This window comes from Micromonospora sp. HB375 (genome assembly GCF_017872985.1).
Lineage (GTDB): Bacteria > Actinomycetota > Actinomycetes > Mycobacteriales > Micromonosporaceae > Micromonospora > Micromonospora chalcea.
The window spans coordinates 2,850,351-2,873,264 of sequence record NZ_JAGGJO010000001.1 but is presented as its reverse complement, the minus strand read 5'-3'; the positions used below and the strand labels follow the sequence as shown (position 1 = coordinate 2,873,264).

The 22,914-nt window shown below is 71.8% G+C and carries 22 protein-coding genes; 8 read left to right on the top strand and 14 right to left on the bottom strand.

The genetic code is table 11. The features are described from left to right. Positions 1-2: 2 nt before the first annotated feature. A complete protein-coding gene (locus J3R08_RS13270) occupies positions 3-719 on the bottom strand; it encodes a DUF998 domain-containing protein (protein ID WP_209961384.1) in 717 nt (238 codons plus the stop codon). Between the two features lie 117 nt (positions 720-836). Between J3R08_RS13270 and J3R08_RS13265 the strand changes: the two genes are divergently transcribed. Next, positions 837-1,439 carry a TetR/AcrR family transcriptional regulator gene (locus J3R08_RS13265; protein ID WP_082930948.1) on the top strand — a complete coding sequence of 201 codons (603 nt, stop codon included), beginning with the start codon at positions 837-839 and terminating at the stop codon, positions 1,437-1,439. Positions 1,440-1,620: 181 nt separating this feature from the next. Here the strand turns inward: J3R08_RS13265 and J3R08_RS13260 are convergent, their stop codons facing one another. Next, positions 1,621-1,989 (bottom strand): helix-turn-helix domain-containing protein, encoded by a 369-nt coding sequence (locus J3R08_RS13260; RefSeq protein ID WP_043324848.1) that lies wholly within the window; start codon positions 1,987-1,989, stop codon positions 1,621-1,623. A 64-nt stretch (positions 1,990-2,053) separates the two neighbouring features. Between J3R08_RS13260 and J3R08_RS13255 the strand changes: the two genes are divergently transcribed. The 5 genes from J3R08_RS13255 (at position 2,054) to J3R08_RS13235 (ending at position 6,326) form a co-directional block, all read left to right on the top strand. Further along, positions 2,054-2,677 carry an NADPH-dependent F420 reductase gene (locus tag J3R08_RS13255; protein ID WP_043324849.1) on the top strand — a complete coding sequence of 208 codons (624 nt, stop codon included), beginning with the start codon at positions 2,054-2,056 and terminating at the stop codon, positions 2,675-2,677. Between the two features lie 116 nt (positions 2,678-2,793). Further along, a complete protein-coding gene (locus J3R08_RS32050; RefSeq protein ID WP_209961382.1) occupies positions 2,794-3,660 on the top strand; it encodes an ABC transporter permease in 867 nt (288 codons plus the stop codon). A gap of 11 nt (positions 3,661-3,671) precedes the next feature. After that, complete coding sequence (locus J3R08_RS13245; protein ID WP_116509170.1) at positions 3,672-4,700, top strand: ABC transporter substrate-binding protein; 1,029 nt, start codon at positions 3,672-3,674, stop codon at positions 4,698-4,700. Then, complete coding sequence (locus J3R08_RS13240; protein WP_209961380.1) at positions 4,687-5,457, top strand: ABC transporter ATP-binding protein; 771 nt, start codon at positions 4,687-4,689, stop codon at positions 5,455-5,457. Before J3R08_RS13245 ends, J3R08_RS13240 begins: the two co-directional genes overlap by 14 nt. After that, complete coding sequence (locus J3R08_RS13235; protein WP_209961378.1) at positions 5,454-6,326, top strand: TauD/TfdA family dioxygenase; 873 nt, start codon at positions 5,454-5,456, stop codon at positions 6,324-6,326. The genes J3R08_RS13240 and J3R08_RS13235 overlap by 4 nt, the downstream gene beginning before the upstream one ends. A gap of 99 nt (positions 6,327-6,425) precedes the next feature. Here J3R08_RS13235 and J3R08_RS13230 read toward each other — a convergent pair whose 3' ends face one another. From J3R08_RS13230 to J3R08_RS13180, 11 genes are all read right to left on the bottom strand, one after another. Next, positions 6,426-7,553, bottom strand: a complete 1,128-nt coding sequence (locus J3R08_RS13230) for an MsnO8 family LLM class oxidoreductase (protein WP_209961377.1) — start codon at positions 7,551-7,553, stop codon at positions 6,426-6,428. A gap of 19 nt (positions 7,554-7,572) precedes the next feature. Next, the gene (locus tag J3R08_RS13225) at positions 7,573-8,640 is read right to left on the bottom strand and encodes an LLM class flavin-dependent oxidoreductase (RefSeq protein ID WP_209961374.1); all 1,068 of its coding nucleotides are present in this window, start codon (positions 8,638-8,640) and stop codon (positions 7,573-7,575) included. Between the two features lie 119 nt (positions 8,641-8,759). After that, entirely contained in the window at positions 8,760-10,115 is a 1,356-nt protein-coding gene (locus J3R08_RS13220; RefSeq protein ID WP_209961372.1) for an NtaA/DmoA family FMN-dependent monooxygenase, read from the bottom strand. 15 nt (positions 10,116-10,130) lie between these two features. After that, entirely contained in the window at positions 10,131-11,339 is a 1,209-nt protein-coding gene (locus J3R08_RS13215; RefSeq protein ID WP_209961370.1) for an LLM class flavin-dependent oxidoreductase, read from the bottom strand. Beyond that, positions 11,336-12,979 carry an ABC transporter ATP-binding protein gene (locus J3R08_RS13210; RefSeq protein WP_209961367.1) on the bottom strand — a complete coding sequence of 548 codons (1,644 nt, stop codon included), beginning with the start codon at positions 12,977-12,979 and terminating at the stop codon, positions 11,336-11,338. The genes J3R08_RS13215 and J3R08_RS13210 overlap by 4 nt, the downstream gene beginning before the upstream one ends. After that, positions 12,979-13,869 (bottom strand): ABC transporter permease, encoded by an 891-nt coding sequence (locus tag J3R08_RS13205; RefSeq protein WP_209961366.1) that lies wholly within the window; start codon positions 13,867-13,869, stop codon positions 12,979-12,981. Before J3R08_RS13205 ends, J3R08_RS13210 begins: the two co-directional genes overlap by 1 nt. Positions 13,870-13,873: 4 nt before the next feature. Beyond that, positions 13,874-14,809, bottom strand: a complete 936-nt coding sequence (locus J3R08_RS13200) for an ABC transporter permease (RefSeq protein WP_209961364.1) — start codon at positions 14,807-14,809, stop codon at positions 13,874-13,876. A gap of 1 nt (position 14,810) precedes the next feature. Beyond that, positions 14,811-16,457 (bottom strand): ABC transporter substrate-binding protein, encoded by a 1,647-nt coding sequence (locus J3R08_RS13195; protein ID WP_209961361.1) that lies wholly within the window; start codon positions 16,455-16,457, stop codon positions 14,811-14,813. A 400-nt stretch (positions 16,458-16,857) separates the two neighbouring features. After that, complete coding sequence (locus tag J3R08_RS13190; protein ID WP_209961359.1) at positions 16,858-17,766, bottom strand: zinc-binding dehydrogenase; 909 nt, start codon at positions 17,764-17,766, stop codon at positions 16,858-16,860. Between the two features lie 92 nt (positions 17,767-17,858). Beyond that, positions 17,859-18,392 (bottom strand): flavin reductase family protein, encoded by a 534-nt coding sequence (locus J3R08_RS13185; protein WP_209961356.1) that lies wholly within the window; start codon positions 18,390-18,392, stop codon positions 17,859-17,861. Between the two features lie 34 nt (positions 18,393-18,426). Further along, positions 18,427-19,290 (bottom strand): DUF1684 domain-containing protein, encoded by an 864-nt coding sequence (locus J3R08_RS13180; protein ID WP_209961354.1) that lies wholly within the window; start codon positions 19,288-19,290, stop codon positions 18,427-18,429. A 535-nt stretch (positions 19,291-19,825) separates the two neighbouring features. On the opposite strand from J3R08_RS13180, the gene J3R08_RS13175 reads away from it, so the two are divergent. Beyond that, complete coding sequence (locus J3R08_RS13175) at positions 19,826-21,010, top strand: Cmx/CmrA family chloramphenicol efflux MFS transporter (protein WP_069090055.1); 1,185 nt, start codon at positions 19,826-19,828, stop codon at positions 21,008-21,010. 148 nt (positions 21,011-21,158) lie between these two features. Here J3R08_RS13175 and J3R08_RS13170 read toward each other — a convergent pair whose 3' ends face one another. Beyond that, complete coding sequence (locus tag J3R08_RS13170) at positions 21,159-22,088, bottom strand: NmrA family NAD(P)-binding protein (protein WP_209961352.1); 930 nt, start codon at positions 22,086-22,088, stop codon at positions 21,159-21,161. 92 nt (positions 22,089-22,180) lie between these two features. Between J3R08_RS13170 and J3R08_RS13165 the strand changes: the two genes are divergently transcribed. Next, the gene (locus J3R08_RS13165; RefSeq protein ID WP_209961350.1) at positions 22,181-22,765 is read left to right on the top strand and encodes a TetR/AcrR family transcriptional regulator; all 585 of its coding nucleotides are present in this window, start codon (positions 22,181-22,183) and stop codon (positions 22,763-22,765) included. The last annotated feature ends 149 nt before the right edge of the window (positions 22,766-22,914 follow it).

Here is a 22,914-nt window from a genome sequence, read left to right as displayed (position 1 = left end):
AACTAGAGCGCGGCGGTGTCCCGGTAGCTGCGGCGACAGATGGACACCCCTGCGGAGATGAGGCCGATGAGGATCGGGTAGACGGCGCAGCGCTCGACGAGGCCGACCAAGACGTTGGTCCCTGACCCGGCGACGGCGAGGAAAGCCGCCGTGGAGACGAGTCCGAAGGCGCCGAGCATGACCATGGCCTTCCCGGGCTTCCTGCCGATGCGGAGGTCTCGGTACATGCGCCCGAGCACGATGATCAGAATGTTGCCGCCGACGATGGCGGCCATGGCGCCCAGACCGTGGAAGTCGACAGTGCCCTGCCGGTCGGCTTCGCCGTCGCCGGGGAAGAGCGCCAGCACGACGCCGCCGGCACCGACAAGGGCGGCCATGCCGAGCAGGACCCCCCGGCGCCAGCCTCGCAGGCCGTTGAGCAGGGCGACACCGATGAACACCAGGACTCCGAAGAGGAAGAAGCCGGTGTTCATGACCCACCAGAGGGGCGAATACATGTACTGGCCGAACGCGGTCAACGGGCCGTGGACTCCGAGGTCGCTGATGTAGTGGTAGGTGTAGCTGTAGGGCGGGCTCCGCCAGGCCGCGGCGGCGACGAACTCGAGCAGCAGAAAGATCGCTGCTGCGGCGGCGAGCGCTGCCCCGGCGGGCCGGCGCTGGCCGCTCCGGTACGCCGCAGAGACGGTTGCCTTCGGCGTTGCCTTCACCAGTTGTGTCATGGCCGGGAGCCCTTCGGCGAGGTCGACAGGGGCAGAGGAGCCTGGTATCACTACGGAAGTGTAGTGATACCAGTTTTGGTGTCAATACCATCATGGTCAGAGTTGTACGATGACGGCATGGCAAGGGAGCCGAATCGAACTGGGCGGCGCGAGCGCAAGAAGGCCATGACCAGGGCCGCGATCCTGCGAGCTGCGCAGGAGCTGTTCCTCGAGCGCGGCTTCGACGCGGTGAGCGTGCGGGAGATCGCCGACCAGGCGGACGTCTCCCCCACCACTGTCTTCGCCCACTTCCCCCAGAAGGAGGCACTCCTCTTCCACGAGGAAGACGCGCAACGCGAGCGACTCGTCGCCGCCGTGCGCGAGCGGCCGGCCGGCCTCTCGATCTCGGAAGCGCTGAAGGCCCACTACCGCTCCGAATTCGTCGCCATGTGGTCCGGCGAGGAAGCGCCGCTCCGCCGCCGGGTCATGTCGCTGATGGAAGCCACACCGGCCCTCCAGGAGTACGCCTCCCGGATGTGGCTCCGCCATGAGGACGCACTCGTCGCAGCCATCACCGAGGATCTCGGCCTGTCCCAGCCGAGCGACGACATCCGGATCTACGCCCGGTTCGCCCTCCAGATCCAGCTACTCGTGACGAGTGACACCGATCCGATGCTCGACGCGGGATTCCGGATCCTCGATCAGGGCTGGAGTGAGCACGACCCGGCGCGAGGCACGTAGCGTCCACGCCAATGGGCGTATGGAAACCTCACGGCCCCGTCACGGTGACGGGCTTCCCGTTGAGTCCTGGCCCACGTCACCAAAGAGCGCATTGAACCGCCGGTTGAGGTCATCGCCGACCCCGACGACTCCGGGCGGTTCAGTGGGTGGGGTACGCGAACAGCCCGGGCCGTTCGCGGTGCTACGACGCGCCGAGCCGCTCCTGCGCCTCGAACAGTTCGTCGCCATGCTCGGTGACCCAGGCGCCCAGCGCCCGCATCGGGCCGTCGGCGAAGCTGCGGCCGAGATCGGTGAGCGCGTAATCGACCCGGGGCGGCGCCTGGGGGAAGAACCGCCGCTCGACCAGGCCGTTGCCGACCAGCCTGTGTACGGCCTCGGTGAGCGCCTTGTCGCTGATTCCTCCGATGCGTGCCCGCAGTGAGCGGCGGCGGAGGGCGCCCTCGGCCAGCGCGGCCAGCACGACCGCATCCCACGTGTGCGCGAACAGGTCCGTCGCCATCCGCATCCGGCAGTCGGCTACGAGTTCCTCGCAGAGGTCGCCGTCACCCATGCGCCCATCCTGGCACGCCCGACATGCACCATCCGGTGCGCGTCGGCCTGCCTAGCGTGACGGTATGCGTATCGGAATCCTCGGCACCGGCAACCTCGCCACGGCACTGGCCACCGGCTGGGCCCGGGCCGGACACGACATCATCATCGGGGGTCGCTCGACGGCCGCCGCCGAAGCGATCGCGAACCGGATCGGCGGCACCGCGCGGCCCGTGCCGACGGTCGCCGCCGGCGCCGACGCGGTTCTGCTCGCGGTCCACTGGGACGGCGTCACCGAGATGCTGACAGCGGCCGGCGGGCCCGCCGGCGCACTGGCCGGCCTCGCCCTGATCGACCCGACGAACGCCGTCGAGCACGGTGTCGGCACCCTCCGGACGGAACCCGCCCGGTCGGCCGCCGGCCACATCGCCGCCCTCGCACCCGGCGCGCACGTGGTCAAGGCTTTCCATCTCTTCCCGGCCGACCGGTGGGTGACGCCCGATGCCGGACCGGTCACGGTCGCCATGTGCGGTGACGACGAGCGCGCACTCGATGTCGTCGGGTCGCTCGTGCGAGACGTCGGTGGAGTTCCCGCGGTCCTCGGAACGCTCGACCGGGTACGACAGTTGGAGGAGGTCGCCGGCTTTGTCATCGGGCTGGCGTTCGCCGGGGTCGACCCGCAGTCGGCGATTCCGTCGGTTCCCCGCTGACATGTGTCCGACAGGCCGCTCGTGGAGGCGGACGGTCCCCGCCGGGAGCGCCGTCTGCTCTCCCACCCGTCGATCTCCCACTTGCCCAATCCCTAGTTACACTATAGGAATAGTAGGTGGCTACCACGGTCCCCGCGCCGACGGCGGCGGAAGCCTCGATCGGCGCGCCGGCGGTGACACCTGACGCACAGGCACCGCGCGGCGGACGCCGCCGCCGGATCCTGCTCCGGCTGCTCGCCCTCGTCGTCCTCTACGCGGTGTGGGAGATCGCCGCCCGAGCCACCGGCAACCCCACCTTCATCCCCTCGCCCGGTGCCGTGTGGCACCAACTCGTCCAGACCTCGACCACCCACGACGACATCCGTGGTTACAGCGGACACCTGCTGATCGAGCACCTCGGGGTGAGCCTGCGCCGCATCCTGATCGGATCCGTCATCGGTGTCGCCGGCGGAGTGCTCATCGGTGTCGTCATGGGAACGGTCAGCTGGATCCGGGTGGTCGTCGAACCGGTCGTCACCTTCATCCGGGCGCTCCCACCCCTGGCCTACTTCAGCCTCTTCATCATCTGGTTCGGCATCGACGAGACACCCAAGCTCTGGTTGCTCTCCATCGCCGCGCTGCCCCCGGTCGCGGTCGCCACCGCGGCGGCCGTCCACTCCGCACCGACCGGTCTGGTGGAGGCCGCGCAGGCGCTGGGCGCCAGCCGCGCACGCGTGATCCGCGACGTGGTGCTGCCCCATGCGCTACCGGAAATCTTCACCGGCATCCGGATCGCCGTCGGGGTCGCGTACTCCTCGGTGGTCGCCGCGGAGACGATCAACGGCGTACCCGGAATCGGCGGCATGATCCGCGACGCCCAACGCTACTCACAGACCGACGTGGTCGTCCTCGGTCTCTTCGCCATCGGCCTGTCGGGCCTGCTCATCGACGCCCTGCTGCGGACCGCCGAGAGCCGGCTGATCCCGTGGCGCGGCCAGATATAGGAGAACAGCACATGCGCAAGATTCTGGGCCTGCTGGCCGCCGCCGCCCTGCTGCTACCCACCGCCTGCGGGGACGGTGCCGCCAGCGGCGGCGGCAACCCGGACCGCAAGAGCATCCGGATCGCCTACCAGGCATTCCCGAGCGGCGACCTCATCGTCAAGAACCAGGGTCTGCTGGAGAAGGCCCTGCCCGACTACCAGATCACCTGGACCAAGTTCGACTCCGGCGCCAGTATCAACACCGCGTTCGTCGCCGGTAGCGTCGACATCGCGGCGATCGGATCCAGTCCGGTCGCTCGCGGACTCTCCGCACCCCTGAACATCCCGTACCAGGTCGCCTTCGTGCTCGACGTCGCCGGCGACAACGAGGCACTTGTCGCCCGCAACGGCTCCGGGGTCACCGACGTACGCGGCCTGCGCGGCAAGAAGGTGGCGACCCCGTTCGCCTCCACCGCCCACTACAGCCTGCTGGCCGCGCTGGACCGCGCCGGTGTCAAGGAGTCCGAGGTCACCATCGTCGACCTGGAACCGCAGGACATCCTCGCCGCATGGACCCGCGGCGACCTGGACGCCGCCTACTCCTGGCTGCCGTCGCTCGACGAACTCAGGAAGACCGGCACCGTGCTGGTCACCAGTCGCGAACTGGCCACCGCCGGCAAGCCCACCCTTGATCTCGGTGTCGTCGCCACCGACTTCATCAAGGCGCACCCGGCGGCCGTGGACGCCTGGCGTAAAGCTCAGTCCCAGGCGCTGAACCTGATCCACAACGACCCGGCCGCAGCCGCGAGGTCGGTGGGCGCCGAGCTCAACCTCAAGCCGGAGGAAGCGCAGCGGCAGCTCTCCCAGGGCGTCTTCCTCAAGCCCGCGGACCTGGCCGGTCCCGCATGGCTCGGGACCTCGGCAGCCAAGGGGCAGCTCGCCGACAACCTCGTCAGCGCGGCACAGTTCCTGAAGGACCAGCAGAAGATCGACGCCGTGCCGGACCTCGCGACCGTGCAGGCCGCCATCTACACCGAGGGGCTGCCGGATGTCCTCGGCTGACCCTGGCCGGACGGCCGCGATCGCCGTCAACGACGTCGAGCACGCGTACGGCGACGTCGTCGCCCTTGGTCCGATCGACCTGGCCGTGCCGACGGGTGAGTTCCTCGTCCTGGTCGGCGCCTCCGGCTGCGGCAAGAGCACCCTGCTGCGGCTGATCGCCGGCTTCGAGCGGCCCACCACCGGCACAGTCCTGACCGCTGGACTGCCGCCGGTCCCAGGGCGTGGCGCCGGCCTGGTCTTCCAGCAGCCCCGCCTGTTCCCGTGGCTGACCGTGGGCGGCAACATCGAGCTGGCCCTGCGCTACGCCGGACAGCCCACCGACGGTGTCGATCGGCTACTCGCCCGGGTCGGCCTGCCCGATGTGGCGAAGCGCCGCACCTGGCAGATCTCCGGCGGCCAGCAGCAGCGCGTGGCGATCGCCCGCGCTCTCGCCGCCGACCGCCCACTGCTGCTGCTCGACGAACCGTTCGCCGCGCTCGACGCGCTCACCCGGGAACGCCTCCAGGAGGACCTGCGCGCGGTCAGCACGGTAACCGGCCGGACCTCGGTGTTCGTCACCCACAGCGTGGACGAGGCCGTCTTCCTGGGCAGCCGGGTCGTGGTGCTCAGCCCGCGCCCCGGCCGGATCGTCCTGGACCTGCCCGTCGACCTGCCTCGCACCGGCGTCACGCCGGACAACCTGCGGGGCCTGCCCGAGTACGCCGTACTGCGAGCCGAGATCGGGCACGCCGTCCGAACCGAAGGAGCATTCACATGACCAGCGTGCGCGTGCAACTCGACCTCGAACCGCTGGGGCCGCACTTCGGCGCCTTGGTCCACGGGATGGACCTGGCCACCGCCACCGACGACGAGATCGTCGCTCTCCGCGCTGCTCTGGTCGACCGCAAGGTGCTCTTCCTGCGCGACCAGCACCTCGACGACGACGCTCAGGTGCGCCTGGGCCGCAGGATCGGCGAGCTGACCGCCTCGCATCCGGTCGTCGGTAGCGTCGACAAGGCCCACCCAGAGGTGTACGCCCTGGACAGCACCGACAACGGCTTCGCCGACGTGTGGCACACCGACGTCACCTTCATGAAGCGGCCGCCACTCGGCTCGATGCTGCGCCCGGTCACCCTCCCACCGACCGGCGGAGACACCAACTGGGCCGACGCGCAACTGGCGTACGACTCGCTCAGCGAGCCCGTACGACGGCTTGTCGACCACCTCACCGCCGTCCACGACGGCACCCGCGAGTTCGGCTACTACCTCGCCCAACGCGGAGGCAACGTGTGGGAGGGCCAGCCGGTGTCCCGGCTCGACCCGGTCGAGCACCCGGTGGTCCGGGTACATCCCGAGACCGGCCGTAGGGGAATCTTCGTGAACCCGGGCTTCACCTCGCACATCGTCGGGGTCTCCGACGTCGAGAGCCGGGCCATCCTGGACCTGCTCTACGCCCACCTCACCAAGCCGGAGCACATCGTGCGCCACCGCTGGCGCCTCGGCGACGTGGCACTCTGGGACAACCGCAGCACCGCCCACTACGCCAACCGCGACTACGGATCCGAACGACGGGTCATGCATCGCATCACCCTGCGCGGGGACATCCCCCGCGGACCGCAGGACCAGCCGCAATCCTCCGACAGCTGACGATCTCTGCCGCGCGTCGATCGCGGGGCAGTCGTGATGCCCGGCCGCGGTGCCCTGCGCACCGCGGCCGTTGCCGAAAGCTCGGCCCCGGTGCCGCGGTCAGTCCTGCCACTCCTTGGCGAGCAGCTCGTACGAGCCGACCCGGTCGCCGTGCGCGTGGGTGATCGTGGTGATCAGCAGTTCGTCGGCGGCGGTGACGTCACGCAGGACGCGCAGCCGCTCGACGACCGTGCCCGGCGATCCGACGAACTGGGTGTCCACCCGGTCGGCGACGAACTCGCGGTCCTCGTCGGTCCACGGCAGCGCGGCTGCCTGCTCCGGGCGTGGAAACGGGATCGCGCCGCCACCGCTGCGGATGCTGCGCACCCAGGGCCCGTACGGCGCGGCGAGCCGACGTGCCGTCTCGTCGGTGTCGGCGACGACGACGTCGGCGGAGACCACCACGTAGGGCCGGGCCAGCACCGCCGAAGGTCGGAACGCGGCCCGGTAGGCGGTCACGGCATCGAGCACCGAGGAGGGGCTCACGTGGTAGTTCGCGGCGAAGGGCAGGCCGAGCGCGCCGGCGAGTTGGGCGCTCTCGCCGCCGCTGCTGCCCAGCAGCCACACCGAGAGGTCGGTGCCCTCCCCCGGTACGGCGTGCGCGTCCAGACCGTTCTCGTCGGTGTAGTCGCCGCGCAGGAGGGCCAGGACGTCGGCTACCTGGTCGGCGAAGGCCGGCGGCTGCGCACCCGGTTGGTGCAGCAGCGTGCTGGTCAGCGCGAAGCGGGGTGAGGCGAGGACGCCGGCGTAGGAGAACGGCGGCGGGATCAGCAGTCCGTCGACGACCCGGGCCTCGACGGGCGGCTCGTTCGTTCCAGCGGTGAGTGCCTGGGCCGCCTCGACGCGCCGCTGCCCGGAACGGCCCAGCCCGAGGTCGATCCGCCCGGGGTACAGCGTAGCGAGGGTGCCGAACTCCTCGACGACCGACAGGGCGGTGCGGTGACCGACCTGGACGGCGCCGGAGCCGACGCGGATGGCGCTGGTGGCCGCGGCGACCTGCCCGATGAGCACCGCGGGTGCCGAGCTGGCGACGCCCGCGGCGAGGTGGTGTTCGGCCAGCCAGTAGCGGTGGTAGCCGGACTGCTCGACCCGGCGGGCCAGGTCGACGGTGTTGCGCAGGGCGTCGGCGACGGTGCCTCCGGCGGGCACCGGCGACAGGTCGAGGACGGACAGTGGCGTCGTTGGCATGGTGGTTTCCCGTCTCTTCTCAGACCGCCGGCGTGGCGGCCGGCGCCGGCGCGAAGGGGCGACTGGGGATTTCTCGCCGCAGCACCGGCGCCACCTCGGCCTGGAACAGCTCCAGGCTTTCTCGGTGCTGCTTGTCGGTCAGCCCGTCGTGATCGGCTTGGAGGTGCATGACCTCGTGGCCGAACTCCTCGTGGTAGCGCAGCACCTTGTCGACGATCTGCTGCGGGCTGCCGACCAGGATGGAGCTGCGTTCGATGGCGTCCTCGAGGGTGGGGAAGACCGTCGGCAGGCCGAGCCGCCGGAACGCGGCGACCCGGGCGTCGAAGACCGGCCGGTACCGCTCGATCGCCTCCTGCGAGGTGCGCGTCACGTAGAAACCGGCCGAGCCGGCGCCGACCAGGGCGTCGGCCGGGTCGTGGCCGTAGTGGACCCAGCGGTCCCGGTAGTGGCGGATGAGCTCGGCGTACGGCTCGATGGGGTTGGTGACGTTCGCGGAGAAGAGCGGGTCGCCGTAGCGGGCGGCCAGGTCGACCGATTCCCGGCTGGTGGCGCTGCCGTGCCAGACACGGATGGGCTGTTGCAGCGGGCGTGGCCAGGTCTCGGCGTCGGTCAGCGACGGCCGGTACGTCCCGGACCAGGTGACTTTGTCCTCCCGCCAGAGCCGGCGGAACAGCTCGTAGCCCTCCCGGTTCCGGTCCCACTGATCCTCGGCGGTGACGTGGAACAGTTGGGCCTGCGCGGCGCCGTTGCCCTTGCCGATGATCAGCTCGAGCCGGCCGCCGGAGAGGTGGTCCAGGGTGGCGTAGTCCTCGTACGCGCGGACCGGGTCGAGCAGGCTGAGCGTGGTGACGGCGGTGAAGAGCCGGATGGCGGACGTACGGGCCGCGATGTGGCTCAGCACCACCGGAGGCGAGGAGGAGATGAACGGCCGTTCGTGCCGTTCGCCGACGCCGTACCCGTCGAAGCCGAGTTCCTCGGCGAGGACAGCCGTGTCGACCACCTCCCGGAACCGCTCGGTGGTGCTGCGGCGCCGACCCGTGACCGGGTCGGGCAGGTGGGTGATCAGGGTGATCAGCAGGAACTTCATACGGGGACCGTCACTTCCGGCGCAGGGGGTCATGGGGTACCGGCGGATCGCGAGCCCGGGGTGAGCACCCGGGCCGTGGGCAGGTGGTTCGGGGCGTCGGCGGACCATGAGGGGCGTGGTCACGCCGCACCGACGCGGCCGACCGGGCGGGCGGGGCCGAGGCCCAGGTGGTCGCGCAGGGTCGTGCCGGTGTACTCGGTGCGGAAGACGCCGCGTTCCTGCAACAGCGGGACGACCTGGTCGACGAACTGGTCGAGACCACCCGGGGTCAGGTGGGGCACCAGGATGAACCCGTCGGCGGCGTCGGACTGGACGAAGTGGTCCATCCGCTCGGCGACCTGCCGCGGGGTGCCGACGAACGACTGCCGGCCGGTCACCTCGATGATCAGGTCGCGGATTCCGAGGCCCTTCTCCTCGGCCAGGGCACGCCACTGGCGGGCGGTGCCGACCGGGTCCGCGTACATGCCGGCCCGGCCCCGGCTGATCGCCGCGGCGCTCACATCCGGGTCCTCGGCGGGCAGCGGGCCGTCCGGGTCGTACGCGGACAGGTCCCGGTTCCACAGCTGTTCCAGCAGCAGGATCGCGGTCTGTGGGCTGACCTGCTGGCGGCGGATGTGGTGGGCGCGTTCCTGCGCCTCGGCGTCGGTGTCGCCGAGCACGAAGGTGACCCCGGGGATGATCTTCAGCTCGTCGGGCCGGCGGCCGTACCGGGCGAGCCGGGACTTGACGTCCCGGTAGAACTCCTGGCCGTCCTCCAGCGTGCCGTGCCGGGAGAAGATCGCGTCGGCGCTGGACGCCGCGAACTCCCGTCCGTCGGGCGAGTCACCGGCCTGGAGGATCACCGGGTGCAGCTGCGGGCTGCGCGGCACGGTGAAATGTCCGGCGATGTCGAACTGGTCGCCGTGGTGGGCGAACGCGCCCGGGTCCGCCTCCGTCACGTACCGTCCGCCGTCGCGGTCTCCCACTACTGCGTCCGCCGGCCAGGACTCCCACAGCTCGCGGGCCGTCCGGACGAACTCGGCGGCCCGCTCGTAGCGCAGGGAACGGTCGAGGTAGCCGCCCCGGCGGAAGTTCTCCCCGGTGAACGCGTCGGACGTGGTCACGACGTTCCAGGCGGCGCGCCCCCCGGACAGGTGGTCGAGGCTGGCCAGCTGGCGGGCCAGTTCGTACGGCTCGCGGAAGGTGGTGTTCAGGGTGCCGGCCAGGCCCAGGTGGCTGGTGACGCTCGCGAGGGCGGCCAGCAGGGTCAACGTGTCCGGACGGCCCACCACGTCCAGGTCGTGGATACGGCCGCGCTGCTCGCGCAGGCGCAGCCCCTCGGCCAGGAAGAAGAAGTCGAACTTGCCACGCTCCGCGGTGCGGGCCAGGTGGACGAACGAGGAGAAGTCGATCTGACTGCCGGACTCGGGGTCGCTCCACACCGTCGTGTTGTTCACGCCGGGAAAGTGCGCGGCCAGGATGATCTGCTTGGGCATGACGGTCTCCAGGAATCAGGCGGTCGCCGCGACGGCGTACCGGCTGGCCGGTCGGGGCAGGCCGAGCAGGTCACGCAGCGTCCCGCCGGGATATCCGACGCGGAACAGACCGCGGCCCCGCAGCGCGGGCACCAGCGCACGGGTGATCAGGGTCAGGTCGTGGGGAAGCACGGCGGGTCGCAACCGGAAACCGTCCACACCCGAGCGCTGCCAGGCGGCGAGCAGGTCCGCCAGGTCGGCCGCCGTTCCGGTGAAGGTGGCCGCGTCCGAGCGGAACTCCTGGCCGTGCAGCTCGTCGAGACGGGCGCCGCGCCGGCGGGCGAGAGCCGGCGACTCGTCGAGCAGGACGCCCAGGTCGGCGAACACGCGCAGCGGCGGGTCGGTCCGGCCGACGGCCGCCTCGGCGGCCCGGACCTCGGCGACGATCGCGGCGGCGTGTTCGGCGTCGGCCGGGGTGACGAAGACGACGTCGGCGTGCCGGGCGGCGAAGGCGTACGGCACCGACGAGTGGGCCAGCGCGGCCACCACCGGCTGGCCCTGCGGCGAGCGGGGCACGATGGAGGGGCCCTTGACCGAGAACCACCGGCCCACGAAGTCGATGTAGTGCAGCCGTTCCCGGTCGACGAAGCGCCCGCTGGCGACGTCCCGGATCTCGGCGTCGTCCTGCCAGCTGTCCCACAGCCGGCGGACCACCTCCACGGCGTCGCCGGCCTCCGCGAAGAGGTCGCCGACGAGCCGGACGACCTCCGGGTCGTCGAGCCGGGCCGGATCCAGGGCGGGGATCTCCCGACGGCCGAAGTGACCGGCCTCGGCTCGCCGGGCGGAGACCCGGGGCCGCCAGCCGGCCCGGCCGCCGCTGAGGTGGTCGAGCGTGGCCACCCCCGTGGCGAGGTGAAACGGTTCGGTGTGGGTGGTGCTGGTGGTCGGCACCAGCCCGATGTGCCGGGTCAGCGGGGCCAGCCGGGCCGCGATCTGCACCGCGTCGAGGCGTCCGCGGAGCTGGTCGGCCCGGCCGTCGGGGCCGTCGGGCCGCGTCGACTGGAGGTCCAGGCTGTCCTCGACGGTGAGCAGGTCCAGTGTGGCGCGTTCGGCCTCACCGGCGAGGGCCGCCCAGTAGCGCGCGGTCAGCGGCGCCGACGCGTCGGCGCGGGAGAGACGCCAGGCGGCCGGGTGCCAGCCGAGGCCGTCGAGGGCGACTGCCAGGTGCAGGGTCTTCTCGGTCATGGGCGTTCCTCCTGCGGTCGGCGGGCGGGGACGAGCGTGGGCAGCGCGTCGAGCAGCGATCGCGTGTAGTCGTGTCGGGGGTAGGTGAAGACGTCGCCGACCGGTCCCTGCTCGACCACCGTGCCGTCGTGCATGACCAGCACCCGGTCGCTCAGGTGGTGCACCACGCCCAGGTCGTGGGAGATGAAGAGCAGCGCGGTGCCGTCGGCGGCGCGTAGCTCGGCCAGCAGGTCGAGGACCTGCGCCTGGACGGAGACGTCGAGGGCGGAGACCGGTTCGTCGCAGATGATCAGGCTCGGCCGGGGGGCGATCGCGCGGGCGATGGCGACCCGCTGCCGTTGCCCGCCGGAGAGCTGCCGGGGGTGCCGGTCCAGCAGGTCCGGCCCGAGGCCGACCCGGTGCAGCAGGTCGGCGACGTGGGCGCGCCGGTCCCGCCGGTGGACGTCCGCGTCGAGGTTCTCCCCGATCACCTGGCCAACGGTGTAGCGGGGGTCGAAGGAGCCGAGCGGGTCCTGTGAGATCAGTTGCAGCCGGCGGCGCATCGGGCGGCGGGTGCGTTCGCGGGCGGCGGACCACGGCTTCCCGTCGAAGGTGACGGTGCCGGCGTCGGGGGCGAGCAGACCGGCCACGATCCGTGCCACCGTGCTCTTGCCGGAGCCCGACTCCCCCACCAGTCCGAGCGTCTCGCCACGTGCCACGGAGAAGGAGACGTCGCGGACGACGGTGTGCTCGCCGTACCTCTTGGTCAGCCCGCGCGCGTCGAGCACCCGGTCGTCGGGGCGGACCTCGCCGCGGGCGGGCAGGGCCGCCCGGGCGCCCTCGACCGGGGCCGTCGCGGTGAGCCGGCGGCCCCGCGACGACGCCGACGGCACCGCGGCCAGCAACTGCCGGGTGTACGGGTGTTCCGGTGCCCGCAGCAGCCGGTCGGTGGGTCCGTGCTCGACCACGCGGCCGTCGCGCATGACCAGTACCCGGTCGGCGACCTGGGCGACCACCGCCAGGTCGTGGCTGATCAGCAGCAGGCTCACCCCGGCGGCCCGCCGCTCGGCGAGCAGCCGCAGGATCTCGGCCTGCACGGTGACGTCCAGCGCGGTGGTGGGTTCGTCGGCGATGAGCAGTGCCGGTTCCCCGGCGATCGCCGAGGCGATCAGCGCGCGCTGCCGCAGCCCGCCGGAGAGCTGGTGCGGATACTGCCGGGCCCGGCGCTCCGGCTCCGGCAGGTGGGCCAGGTCGAGCAGGTGGGTGACCCGGCCGGCCCGCTCCCGGCGGCCGACGATGCCGTGCGTGGTGAGCACCTCGCCGACCTCGGCGCCGACCGTCCGCAGCGGGTCGAGGGAGACCAGCGCGTCCTGGAGGACCAGCCCGGCCAGGCGGCCCCGGACCCGCCGCCAGTCCCGGGGGCGGTGGGTCCGCACGTCCTCACCGGCCAGGTCGAGCCGGGCGGCGCGGACCCGCGCGCCGGGGCCGGCGAGACCGACCAGGGTACGGGCGGTGACGCTCTTGCCGGAGCCGGACTCCCCGACGACGGCCACGCACTCGCCACGCTCGACGGTGAAGCTGATTCCGCGCACCGCGGCCACCCGGCCGGTCGGGGTGTCGAAGTCGACGTGCAGGTCCTCGACAGTGACCAGCGGCGCCATCAGCGCCGCCGCCCGTCGAAGCGGGCCTGCCAGTGCCGGCCGACGACGGTCAGGGAGACCACGGTGGCGGTGACGGCCAGGCCGGGCAGGATGCTGATCCACCAGGCCACCTGGAGGTAGTTGCGGCCCTCGGAGAGCATCGCGCCCCACTCCGGGGACGGCGGCTGGGGGCCCATGCCGAGGAAGCTGAGCCCGGCGGCGGCCAAGATCGCCTCACCGAGCCCGATCACGGCGAGCACCGGCACCGGGCCGACCACGTTGGGCAGTACGTGCCGCAGCACCAGCCGAGGCTGGGACTGCCCGAAGGTGACGGCCTGTTCGACGAAGCCGGAGCGGCGCACGAGAAGCGTCTGACCACGGACCACGCGGGCGTGGTGCGGCAGGGTGGCGATACCGATGGCGACGATCAGGCTGGTGGTGCCGGGGCCGGCGATGGCGATGAACAGCAGCGCCAGCAGCAGCATCGGAAACGCCGACAGCGCGTCGAACGTGCGGCTGAGCGCCTCGTCGGCGATCCGGTGCGTGAGGCCGGCGAGCAGGCCCAGCAGCACTCCGCCGGTCACGGCGATCGCGGTGGCGGCCACACCGATGGTGAGCGAGTGGCCGGCGCCGTGCACCACCCGGGTCAGGACGTCGCGGCCGAGGTGGTCGGTCCCGAACCAGTGCCCTGCGCCGGGCGGGCGCAGCACGGCGAGCGGATCGGCCGCGAGCGGGTCGGCGGGGGCCAGCGCCGCCGGCCAGGCCGCGGCGACGACCAGCAGGACGAGGTACGCCCCGGCGGCGAGCAGGCCGGGGCCGGGCCGGGACCGCCGGCGTACGGCCAGTTCGGTCGGGTCGACGAGGATCCGGGCCGGCGTTTCGGTGAGCGGGGTGCCCAGGGTGACTGTCATCGGGTCAACTCCTTCGCAGACGCGGGTCGACCAGCAGGTACGCCAGGTCGGCGGTGGTGTTGACCACGACGTAGCCGGCGGCGGAGAGGGTGACCACGGCCAGTACCACCGGCATGTCCCGGGTGGTGACCGCGGAGAGGGTGACCTGGCCGAGGCCGGGCCGGCCGAAGACCTGTTCGACGATGACGGTGCCGCCGACGACGACGCCGAAGACCCAGCCGGCCAGGCTGACGGCCGGCAGGACGGCGTGCCGCAACGCGTGGCGTACCAGCACTGTTCGTTCCCGCACGCCCCGGGACCGGGCGGTGAGCACGAACGGCTCGTCGAGGGCCTTGTCGATGCCGTCGCGCAGCACCTGGGCGAGCAGCCCCGCGATGGGCAGCGCAAGGGTGACGGCGGGCAGCACCAGCGCGGCGACGCCCTGGTCACCCGACACCGGGAAGAGGCCGAACCGGAACGACAGCACGCTGAGCAGCAGGAGCCCGATCAGGAACGACGGGGTGGAGACCAGCAGCAGTTCGCTGCCGGAGCTGAGCCGGCGCAGCCACGGCCGCCGGTTCCCGGCGGTGGCCACCGCGATGAGCAGGGCGATCAGCACCCCGAGCCCGGCGGCGGCGACCGCGAGCCTGAGGGTGGGGGCGAGCTGCTCTCCGATCACCTCGGCGACGGGTCGTTGCAGGAGGTACGAGCGACCGAGGTCGCCGCCACCCAGCCGCCCGAGGTAGTCGAGGTACTGGACGACGGCCGGCCGGTCCAGGCCCCAGTCGGCGATGATCTCGGCGCGGATCTGCGGGGTGTCCGGGCCGTCGCCGACGATGTTGTCCACTGTGTCCCCGGGGGCAGCCAGCAGCGCCAGGTAGGCGGCGGTGGCCGCGACCCAGAGGACGACCAGGCCGGCGCCGAGCCGGCGGGCCACGGCACGCACGGGTGGGCGGCTCATGTCACTTCCCGATCCACAGGTCGTACGCGCTGGCGGGCACCCCGGCGGTGGGTTCGAAGCGCACACCGCCGACGCCGGTGCCGGCGGCGATCTGGTCGGCCGGCGCGTACAGCGGCAGGACGAGGGCCTGCTCGACGACGACCCGCTGCTGCAGGTCGGCATAGATGCCGGCGCGCTTCGCCGGGTCCGCGGCGGCCTGACCGGCCTCCAGGAGCGCATCGATGCGGGGATCGTTGGCGTGGGTGCGGTTGATGCCGCCCTTCGAGTGCAACAGCAGGTTCAGTGCCGCCCCGGCGTCGGTGTCGGCCCGCGAGTTGTCGAAGACCTCGTACTCGTTGTTCTGGATCGCCTCGGTGGCGGTGCCCTGGTCGACGAGCGACACCTTCAGGTCGATGCCGGCGCTCTGCTTGACGGCCGCCTGCACGGCCTGCGCCAGCACGTCGCGTCGGTCGCGGACGAAGGGTGCGGACTGTACGAGCCGCACGGTGAGCCTTTTGCCGCCCTTCACCCGGTAGCCGTCGGCGTCCCGGGCGGTCCAGCCGGCCTGGTCGAGCAGAGCGTTCGCCTTGGCCGCGTCGCCGCTGTACGCGCTGCCGTCGAGCCGCTTGTCGTAGAGCGGGCTGGACGGGCTGATCACGCTCCAGGCGCGGGTCGCGGTGTCCCGGTAGACCGACCGCAGCACGGTGTCCACGTCGACGGCCTGGCGGAACGCCTGCCGGACCCGTAGGTCGTCGAAGGGCGGGTGGGAGGTGTTGAAGTAGTACGAGTAGGCGGAGCCGGAGTTGAGCTCCCGGGTCAGGCGCAGCCCCCGGTTGGCGGTGACCAGCGGCTGGTCGGTGGCGGGCACCCCCTCGACGACCTGCACCTGGCCCGACGTGAGGGCGCCGACGCGCACCGCCGACTCCTTCAGGAAGCGGTAGGTGACCTCGTCGAGGTAGGCGGGGCCGGTATGGGCCGCGGTGGGCGGGGCCCAGTCGTAGCCGGGGTTGCGCCGGTAGTGCAGTTCCTGACCGGCGACGTAGCGGTCCAGCACGAACGGCCCGCTGCCGACCACGTCGACGCCGCCGGCCTTGAGGTTCTTCGCCTCGCGCAGCGACTTCGGGGAGATCTGGGCGCCCTGCGGGGAGGCGAGGAAGTCGAGGATCAGCACGTCGGGGGTGGTGAGGGTGAGCCGTACGGTGCGCGGGTCGACCACCTCGACGGCCTTGAGGTTGCGCAGTTGCACGGCGGTGACGGCGGGGGCGTACCCGGGTTCGCGCAGTTTGTCGATGTTCGCCTTTACTGCCGCGGCGTCCAGGGGCGTGCCGTCGGAGAAGGTGACGCCGTCGCGCAGTGTCAGCGTGTACGACAATCCGTCCGGGGCGACCTGCCAGCCGGTGGCCAGCCACGGCACAAGCTTGCCCTGCTTGTCGTAGGTGAGCAGGGACTCGAAGGTGTTCCAGACCAGCAGCCGGGCCTTGGCCTGGGCGTACTGGTGCGGGTTGAGGGTGATCGGCTCGGTCTCTACGGCCCAGGTGAGGCTGCCGCCGGAGCGGGGCTGGCCGGCGGCTTCGGCGGCCGGCGTGGCGGTGGTGGAGCAGCCGGCGACGACGGCGAGCAGCGGGGTGAGCGCGGCGGCGGCGAGGGTTCGCAGACGGTTGGCGGGCATGGCGAGGTCTCCTGTCCAGGCAGGCGGTTCGGGTACGCCGACACCGGCCCGGCGCGGTGGGCGCGGGTCGGTGACGGTGTCGGTGCTTGATGGCTCGGCGGTCGGCTCGGCAGTGAGCCCCACCTCGGCGGGCCGGTGCGGCGCGCCGGGTAAGCGGGTGCCGGTCAGGCCAGACAGGAACTCGACCACACCCGACCGAAGTCGATGTGGCCGCGGATCGTCAGCCGCAGCTCGCTGGACATGAGCCGAGTCCACTCGACGCGCGGGACGGCGTCAACACATCGGTCGACGGATGTCGGTTATCGCACGCGGGGAGGCCGATTCGTTGACGCATTACCTACTAAGGCTATAGGGTTTAGGGGGAATGTGTCCGCCGGGCACTCACCGCTGCGCGTCACAGTCAGTCCAGATCGAGCAGGACCTTGCCCGGCACCCGTCGTTCCCGCAGCGCCTCGATCGCGCCCCCGAGGTGACGCCACGATCCGCGCCAGCCGATCGGCGCCCGCAGCGCCCCCTGAGCCACGAGGTCCACCAGCAGCGCCAGATCGGCGGCCGGGGCGGTGGTGTCGCCGAAGGACCGCAGCGTCCGGGACGCGCCCGGGGCGAAGGTCGAGTTCACCGGAAAGACGGCCGGCTCACCGGAGGCCCAGCCAATGCTGTGCAGCACCCCGCCCGGCGCGAGCAGACCCCACGCGGCCACCAGCTGGGCGCCTCCCACGGTGTCCAGCACCACGTCGACCGGGTCGCCGACACCCTTCAGGCCGACCACCACCTCGTCGGCCCCCAGCGCCGCCAGCCCGTCGCCCCGGGACGCCGACCCGACCGCGGCGATCACGTACGCGCCCCCGTGCCGAGCCAACTGGACGGCAACTCGGCCCACTCCCCCGGACGCCCCGGTGATCAGTACGCGACGCCCGGGCAGCGGACCGGACTCACGCAGCGTCCGCAGCGCGGTGAGGCCGACCATCGGCAGCGCGGCAACCTCGGACAGGTCGACATCGGGGGGCACCACCGCGACGCTGTCCAGGTCGAACACCGCGAGTTGGGCCCACGCGCCCGGTCCGAAGGCGAGCACCCGGTCGCCCACCCGGGGACCGGTGCCGCTTTCGGCGGCGCGCAGCACCTCTCCGGCGGCGTCGTGCCCGAGCACCTGTCCGGCCGGCCAGAGGTCGAGGTGACGGATCTCGCCGTTGTTGACGGCGGCATGCCGCACCTCGACCAGCACCTGCCCCGGCCCGCATTCGGGCTCGGGGACATCGGTCACCCGGAACCCGTCGACGGTGCCCGGAGCGGCGACGATCGCACGCATACGACCTCCTTCGGTCCTCGCCAGGTTCCCGACAGGTGGCCCACAGTGGCGACCCTGTCGACGACGACCGGCGCAAGACGCCGGCCCGATGGTCAGGCGGCGGCGCGACGGGCCGTGCCGTCCGGAGCGTCCGCGAGACCGGCGTAGCGACCCCGGTGGTAGAGCAGCGGGGAGCCGACATCGGCGTGCCGGAGCAACTCCGGCTCGGCCAGCACGACCGCGTGATCGCCGACGACCACCCGGTCGACGACCCGGCACGCCAGCCAGGCCAGGGCGCCGTCGAGGATCGGCAGTCCGTTCGGCCCGGGCCGCCAGCGGGTCGGAGCGGCGAAGCGGTCGATGCCGCTCGTGGCGAAGGTATGGGCCAACTTGTGCTGGCCGTGTGCGAGCAGGTGCACCGCCACGTGCCGGGCCTGCGCCAGCGTCGGCCACGTGGACGAGCCGAGGTTAAGGCAGAACGAGACGATCGGCGGCGTCAGCGACACCGACGTGAACGATGTCGCGGTGAAGCCCACCGGCGGCGCACCGGGGGCGGTGACCACAGTGACGGTGCTGGCCTGGTGGCGCAGCAACCTGCGTAGCGCGTCGGCGTCGGCGTCAATCGGGTCGTCGGCGGACGAGGTCATGGGCGTACCTCCCGAGTGGTGTGGGCGCGGAGCGCTAGGAACGGGCGGCGGGGTCGGCCGCCAGCCGCTCGTACGGAATCTTCTCCCCGGCCTCGACGGCGACCGGCAGCCGGTTCTCCGTCGGTGGCAGCGGGCACGTCGCGAAGTCGGTGTACGCGCATGGCAGGTTGACGGCCCGGTTGAAGTCCAGCGTCACCCGGCCCTGCTCGTCCGGCGTACCGACGGCCAGCGACCGGTTGGCCCCATAGGTGGTGATGCCGGAGGTGGTGTCGGTGAACAGCACCGACAGGCTGCCGGGCGTCACACCGTTGAACGCGGTCAGGCTCAGCGGCAGCCCGTCGACGCAGAACTCGATCCGGCCGGGCGCGTCGTAGATGTGCTCGAGCCCCTCCACGGCAGCGCCGACCGTGGTGGGCCGGGGACGCTCGAACGGCACGAACCGCCCCTGGAGCACCCACCGCTCGGCGGGCGGGAAGGTGGCGGTGCCCCGGTAGCGCGTCCGCAGCGGGTGGTCGGGGCGTCGGGGTCGGAGGATGTCGCGCCCACCCCGCCGGGCCACCTCGAGGACACCACCGTCGATCTCCACGGTGATCCCGGCGCGCTCGGCGATCACCCCGAACTGATGCCTCTTCCGGATGCGCCGGCCGTCGACGACGATCTCCTCGTCGTCGGCGAGGGTCACCACCGGCCCGTCCGTCCCGGTGCGCCACTCCCCGGGCACACCGGGGAACCGCTGCGGCTCCGCGGTGAGCCAGTGCAGTCCGGCCACGGCGAGGAAGCCGTGGCGGTCCGCCCGCGCCTCCTCGTGCCGGCGGTGCCACTCCTGCCAGTCGTCGGCGAACGCGCGGGTGGGTCGTGCGGCGTCGGGGGGTGCGGACGGTGCGGGTTCACTGTTCATGACGGATCCCTCTCGTTGACGTGCGGCCGCTCGGAAACGGGCGCGGAGGTGCCGGACGCGAGCCGGCGGGACGAGGACCGAGAGGCAGCGAGCGCCCGCTCAGGCCGGAAGGGTCGCCACGCGACAGAGCTGCGCGGCGACCCGCATCAGGTCGACGACCCGGCGGGAGGTGAACAGCCGAACAAGCAGCATGGATCAATTTTCCTACTGAGCAAGTAGGATTTCAAGCCCCGGAGCCACTCAGCATCGCGTGGCCATCGCAACGTCTACCGGAATGGGCCGAACCAGGCAGCTGTCGCGCGGCCTGCCTCATCGAAAATGGATGTGCGGGAGCCGGGCAGCCATCGGTAAAGTGGCGTCCATGTCGAGCCCCGAGTCGGACACTTCGGGGGCTTTCGGCCACGCCGTCAGCCCCTGAACCACTGAGGTTCCAGCCTCCCGCCCACTACCGCATACGTGTGGGCGGTTGTTCGACCCCCGGGTTGGCCGTGGTGACGAGACGCCTTCTGTCCGTTTCATGCCTCGGAGCAACTCGATGCCTTTCGCTCTCCATCTTCTTGCCCTCGCCGTCTTCGCCATGGGCACCTCTGAATTCATGCTCGCGGGCCTTGTGCCCGACATCGCCACGAGCCTCGATGTCTCCGTCGGGTCCGCCGGGCTGCTCACCTCCGCCTTCGCGGTCGGGATGATCGTCGGCTCACCCCTCATGGCTGCCTTCGCACGTCGGTGGCCGGCACGGACCACGCTCCTTGGATTCGTGGTGATCTTCACTCTCTGCCACGTCGTCGCCGCGACAACCCCGTCCTTCTCCGTGCTGTTCGCAACCCGTGTCCTGGCTGCGGTTGCCAACGCCGGCTTCCTGGCCGTCGCCCTCACCACCGCGACCGGTCTCGTGGCCCCGAACCAGAAGGGGCGTGCCTTGGCGGCCCTCCTTTCCGGTACGACGATCGCCGTCGTCGCAGGCGTGCCGGCGGGCGCGCTGCTCGGCACCGCGATGGGGTGGCGAGCGACCTTCTGGGCAGTCGCGCTGCTGTGTGTCCCCGCCGCTGTCGGCATCCTCGCGGGGATCCGGCCCCGCTCCGAGCCGACAGCGGAAGGGCCCGCCGCCGGCGCGTCTCTGGCCTTCGAACTCGCGCAACTCCGAAAGCCCCGACTGCTCGTGGCAATGCTGCTCGGAGCGTTTGTCAACGGCGGGACCTTCGCGGCGTTCACCTTTCTTGCACCCGTCGTCACCGAGACCGCAGGACTGGACGAGGTGTGGGTACCGCTGGCCCTGGTCGTGTTCGGCATCGGATCGTTCATCGGCGTCACTGCCGCCGGGCGGCTCTCCGACCGGCGCCCTCGTCCGATTCTCGGAGTGGCCGCTCCCCTCCTGTTCCTGGGGTGGCTGGCACTCGCGCTCGTCGCCACACACCCCGTACTGCTGCTGATCCTCGTCTTCGTCCAGGGCATCCTGGCTTTCGCGGTGGGTAGCACGCTCATCGCGCGGGTGCTCTACGCAGCATCCGAAGCGCCCACCATGGGAGGTTCCTACGCAACCGCCGCGCTCAACATAGGAGCCGCCGCCGGCCCGGCACTTGCAGCCCTGACGCTGTCGGATTCCAGTGACCTCGGCCCCGTGTGGGTGGCTTCTCTCCTGACTGGGCTTGCCCTGCTCATGCTGCTTCCATCGGTGGGGCTGATCGCGCCACGGAACCGGAGTGGGGAGGTCGTCAGGTGACTCATGCGAATGCTCCGCGCAACGTCGACATCGTCGGCGGCTCGTCGACGATGTCGAACTCGACCGATCGCTCACGTCGCGGCCGACAAACTCGCCGACTTGGACCGGACGGCGTGTCCATGGGCGTGACAATGACCAAGCCTTGGCGTCAGCCCTGACGGAGGGGGCGCAGGTGGCGGTCGGCCCACTCAGCGAACGGGGTCAGGGGGATGCCGAGGGCGCGCGCGAACTCCGGCCGGGCCGGCTGCCCGGCGACGTTCAAGAACTCGTGGGAGGTGGTGGCCCACGGCGGCATGCCGGCGGCAAGCGCTTCCGCCTCGGTCATGTCGGGAGCGGTGCCGTCGATGCCGAGCGACTCACCGATGATCTTCGCGATTTCCGTCATCGGCAGGTGGTCGCCGGCCAGTTCGAGTTCGACGCGGTGGAAGCGGTCGGGGTCGGCGACGGCAGCTGCGGCCGCGCGACCGATGTCGTCGACGGCGACCAGCGACAGGTGGGTCTGCGGCCGGAGGACCGTCGCGAGCCCGCCCGCGATGCCCCGCGGCAGCAGGTAGGCCAGGTCGGGCAGGAAGTTCTCCATGAAGAAGCCCGGCTTGATCAGCGTCCACCGGTCGAAGCCGGCGGCCCGGACGCGTTCCTGCATGCCGGCCTTGGGCAGGAAGACGCGCTCCATCGCGGCCCAGCGTCCGTCGGTCCAGCCGGGGGCGTCCTCGTGCCGCCCGGCGCCGGACACCGAGGTGCGCACGAACTGCGGGACCTCCGCGGCCAGCGCGGCCTCGATCAGGTTGACGCCCTGGGCGAGTTCGCTCTCGAAGTCCCAGGTGTCGCCGCGCAGCTCCGGCATCTGCACGGAGAAGACGGCGCGGGCGCCCCGGGCGGCCGGGACCAGCGATGCGGGGTCGCGGAGATCGCCGGTGACCAGCTCGGCGCCGAGGGCGGCGACTGCGGCGGCATTGGCGGCAGCAGGGTTACGGACCAGGGCGCGCACCGGGACGCCGGCGGCGAGCAGGGCGCGGGCGGTTGCCCCGCCCTGCTGGCCGGTAGCGCCGGTGACCAGTACTGGTGCTCGATCAGACATGGACACTCCTCGACCCAAGAAACGGCGGGGCCCGCCGTTTATGCTTGCTAAGATACGGCGGACCCCGCCGCTTAGCAACGCCGAGGTGAAACATGCGAGCAGACGCACGCCGCAACTACGAACTTCTGCTCGCGGTGGCAGCGGAGGCGGTTGCCGAGCACGGGGCCGACGCGTCGCTGGAACAGATCGCCCGGACCGCCGGGGTGGGCTCCGGCACGGTCCGCCGCCACTTCCCGACCCGCCACGCCCTGCTCGAAGCCGTCTTCCGGGAGCGCATCGACGCCCTCTGCGCCCGCGCGGGCGAACTAGTGGGCAACCCGGACCCCAGGGCCGCGCTCACCGAATTCCTGATCGAGATGACGCGGGCCGCCGCCACGATCCGGGGCCTGGCCGAGGCGCTGAACCGCGGCCGCGTCGAAAGCGCCTACTGCGCGTCCGACCAACTGTCCGAGGCGGGTGAGCCGCTGGTACGCCGGGCCGCCGAGGCCGGAGTGCTGGCGCCCGACGTCACCTTCGGCGACCTGTCGACGCTGGTCACCGGGATCGCCCTGGCGACCGAGAACGACCGCGACCCCGGTACCACAGCGACCCGCCTGCTCTCGCTGGCCATGACCGGGTTCACGGTGACACCGCAGGAACCCGCACAGCACAGCCCGCTTCCGAATTCAGGTGCCTGACCACGCCCCCCGGGCCACGGCCTGATCGCAAGCCGTAGCTCGGGCCGGCTTCGCCGGACCAGATAGCGGTCCGAGCCACGGCTCGCGGGCCTACCCTGCGCCGTCGTGGCCGGCGAACCCCACCGCGCCTTCTACGGCAACCAGTTCAG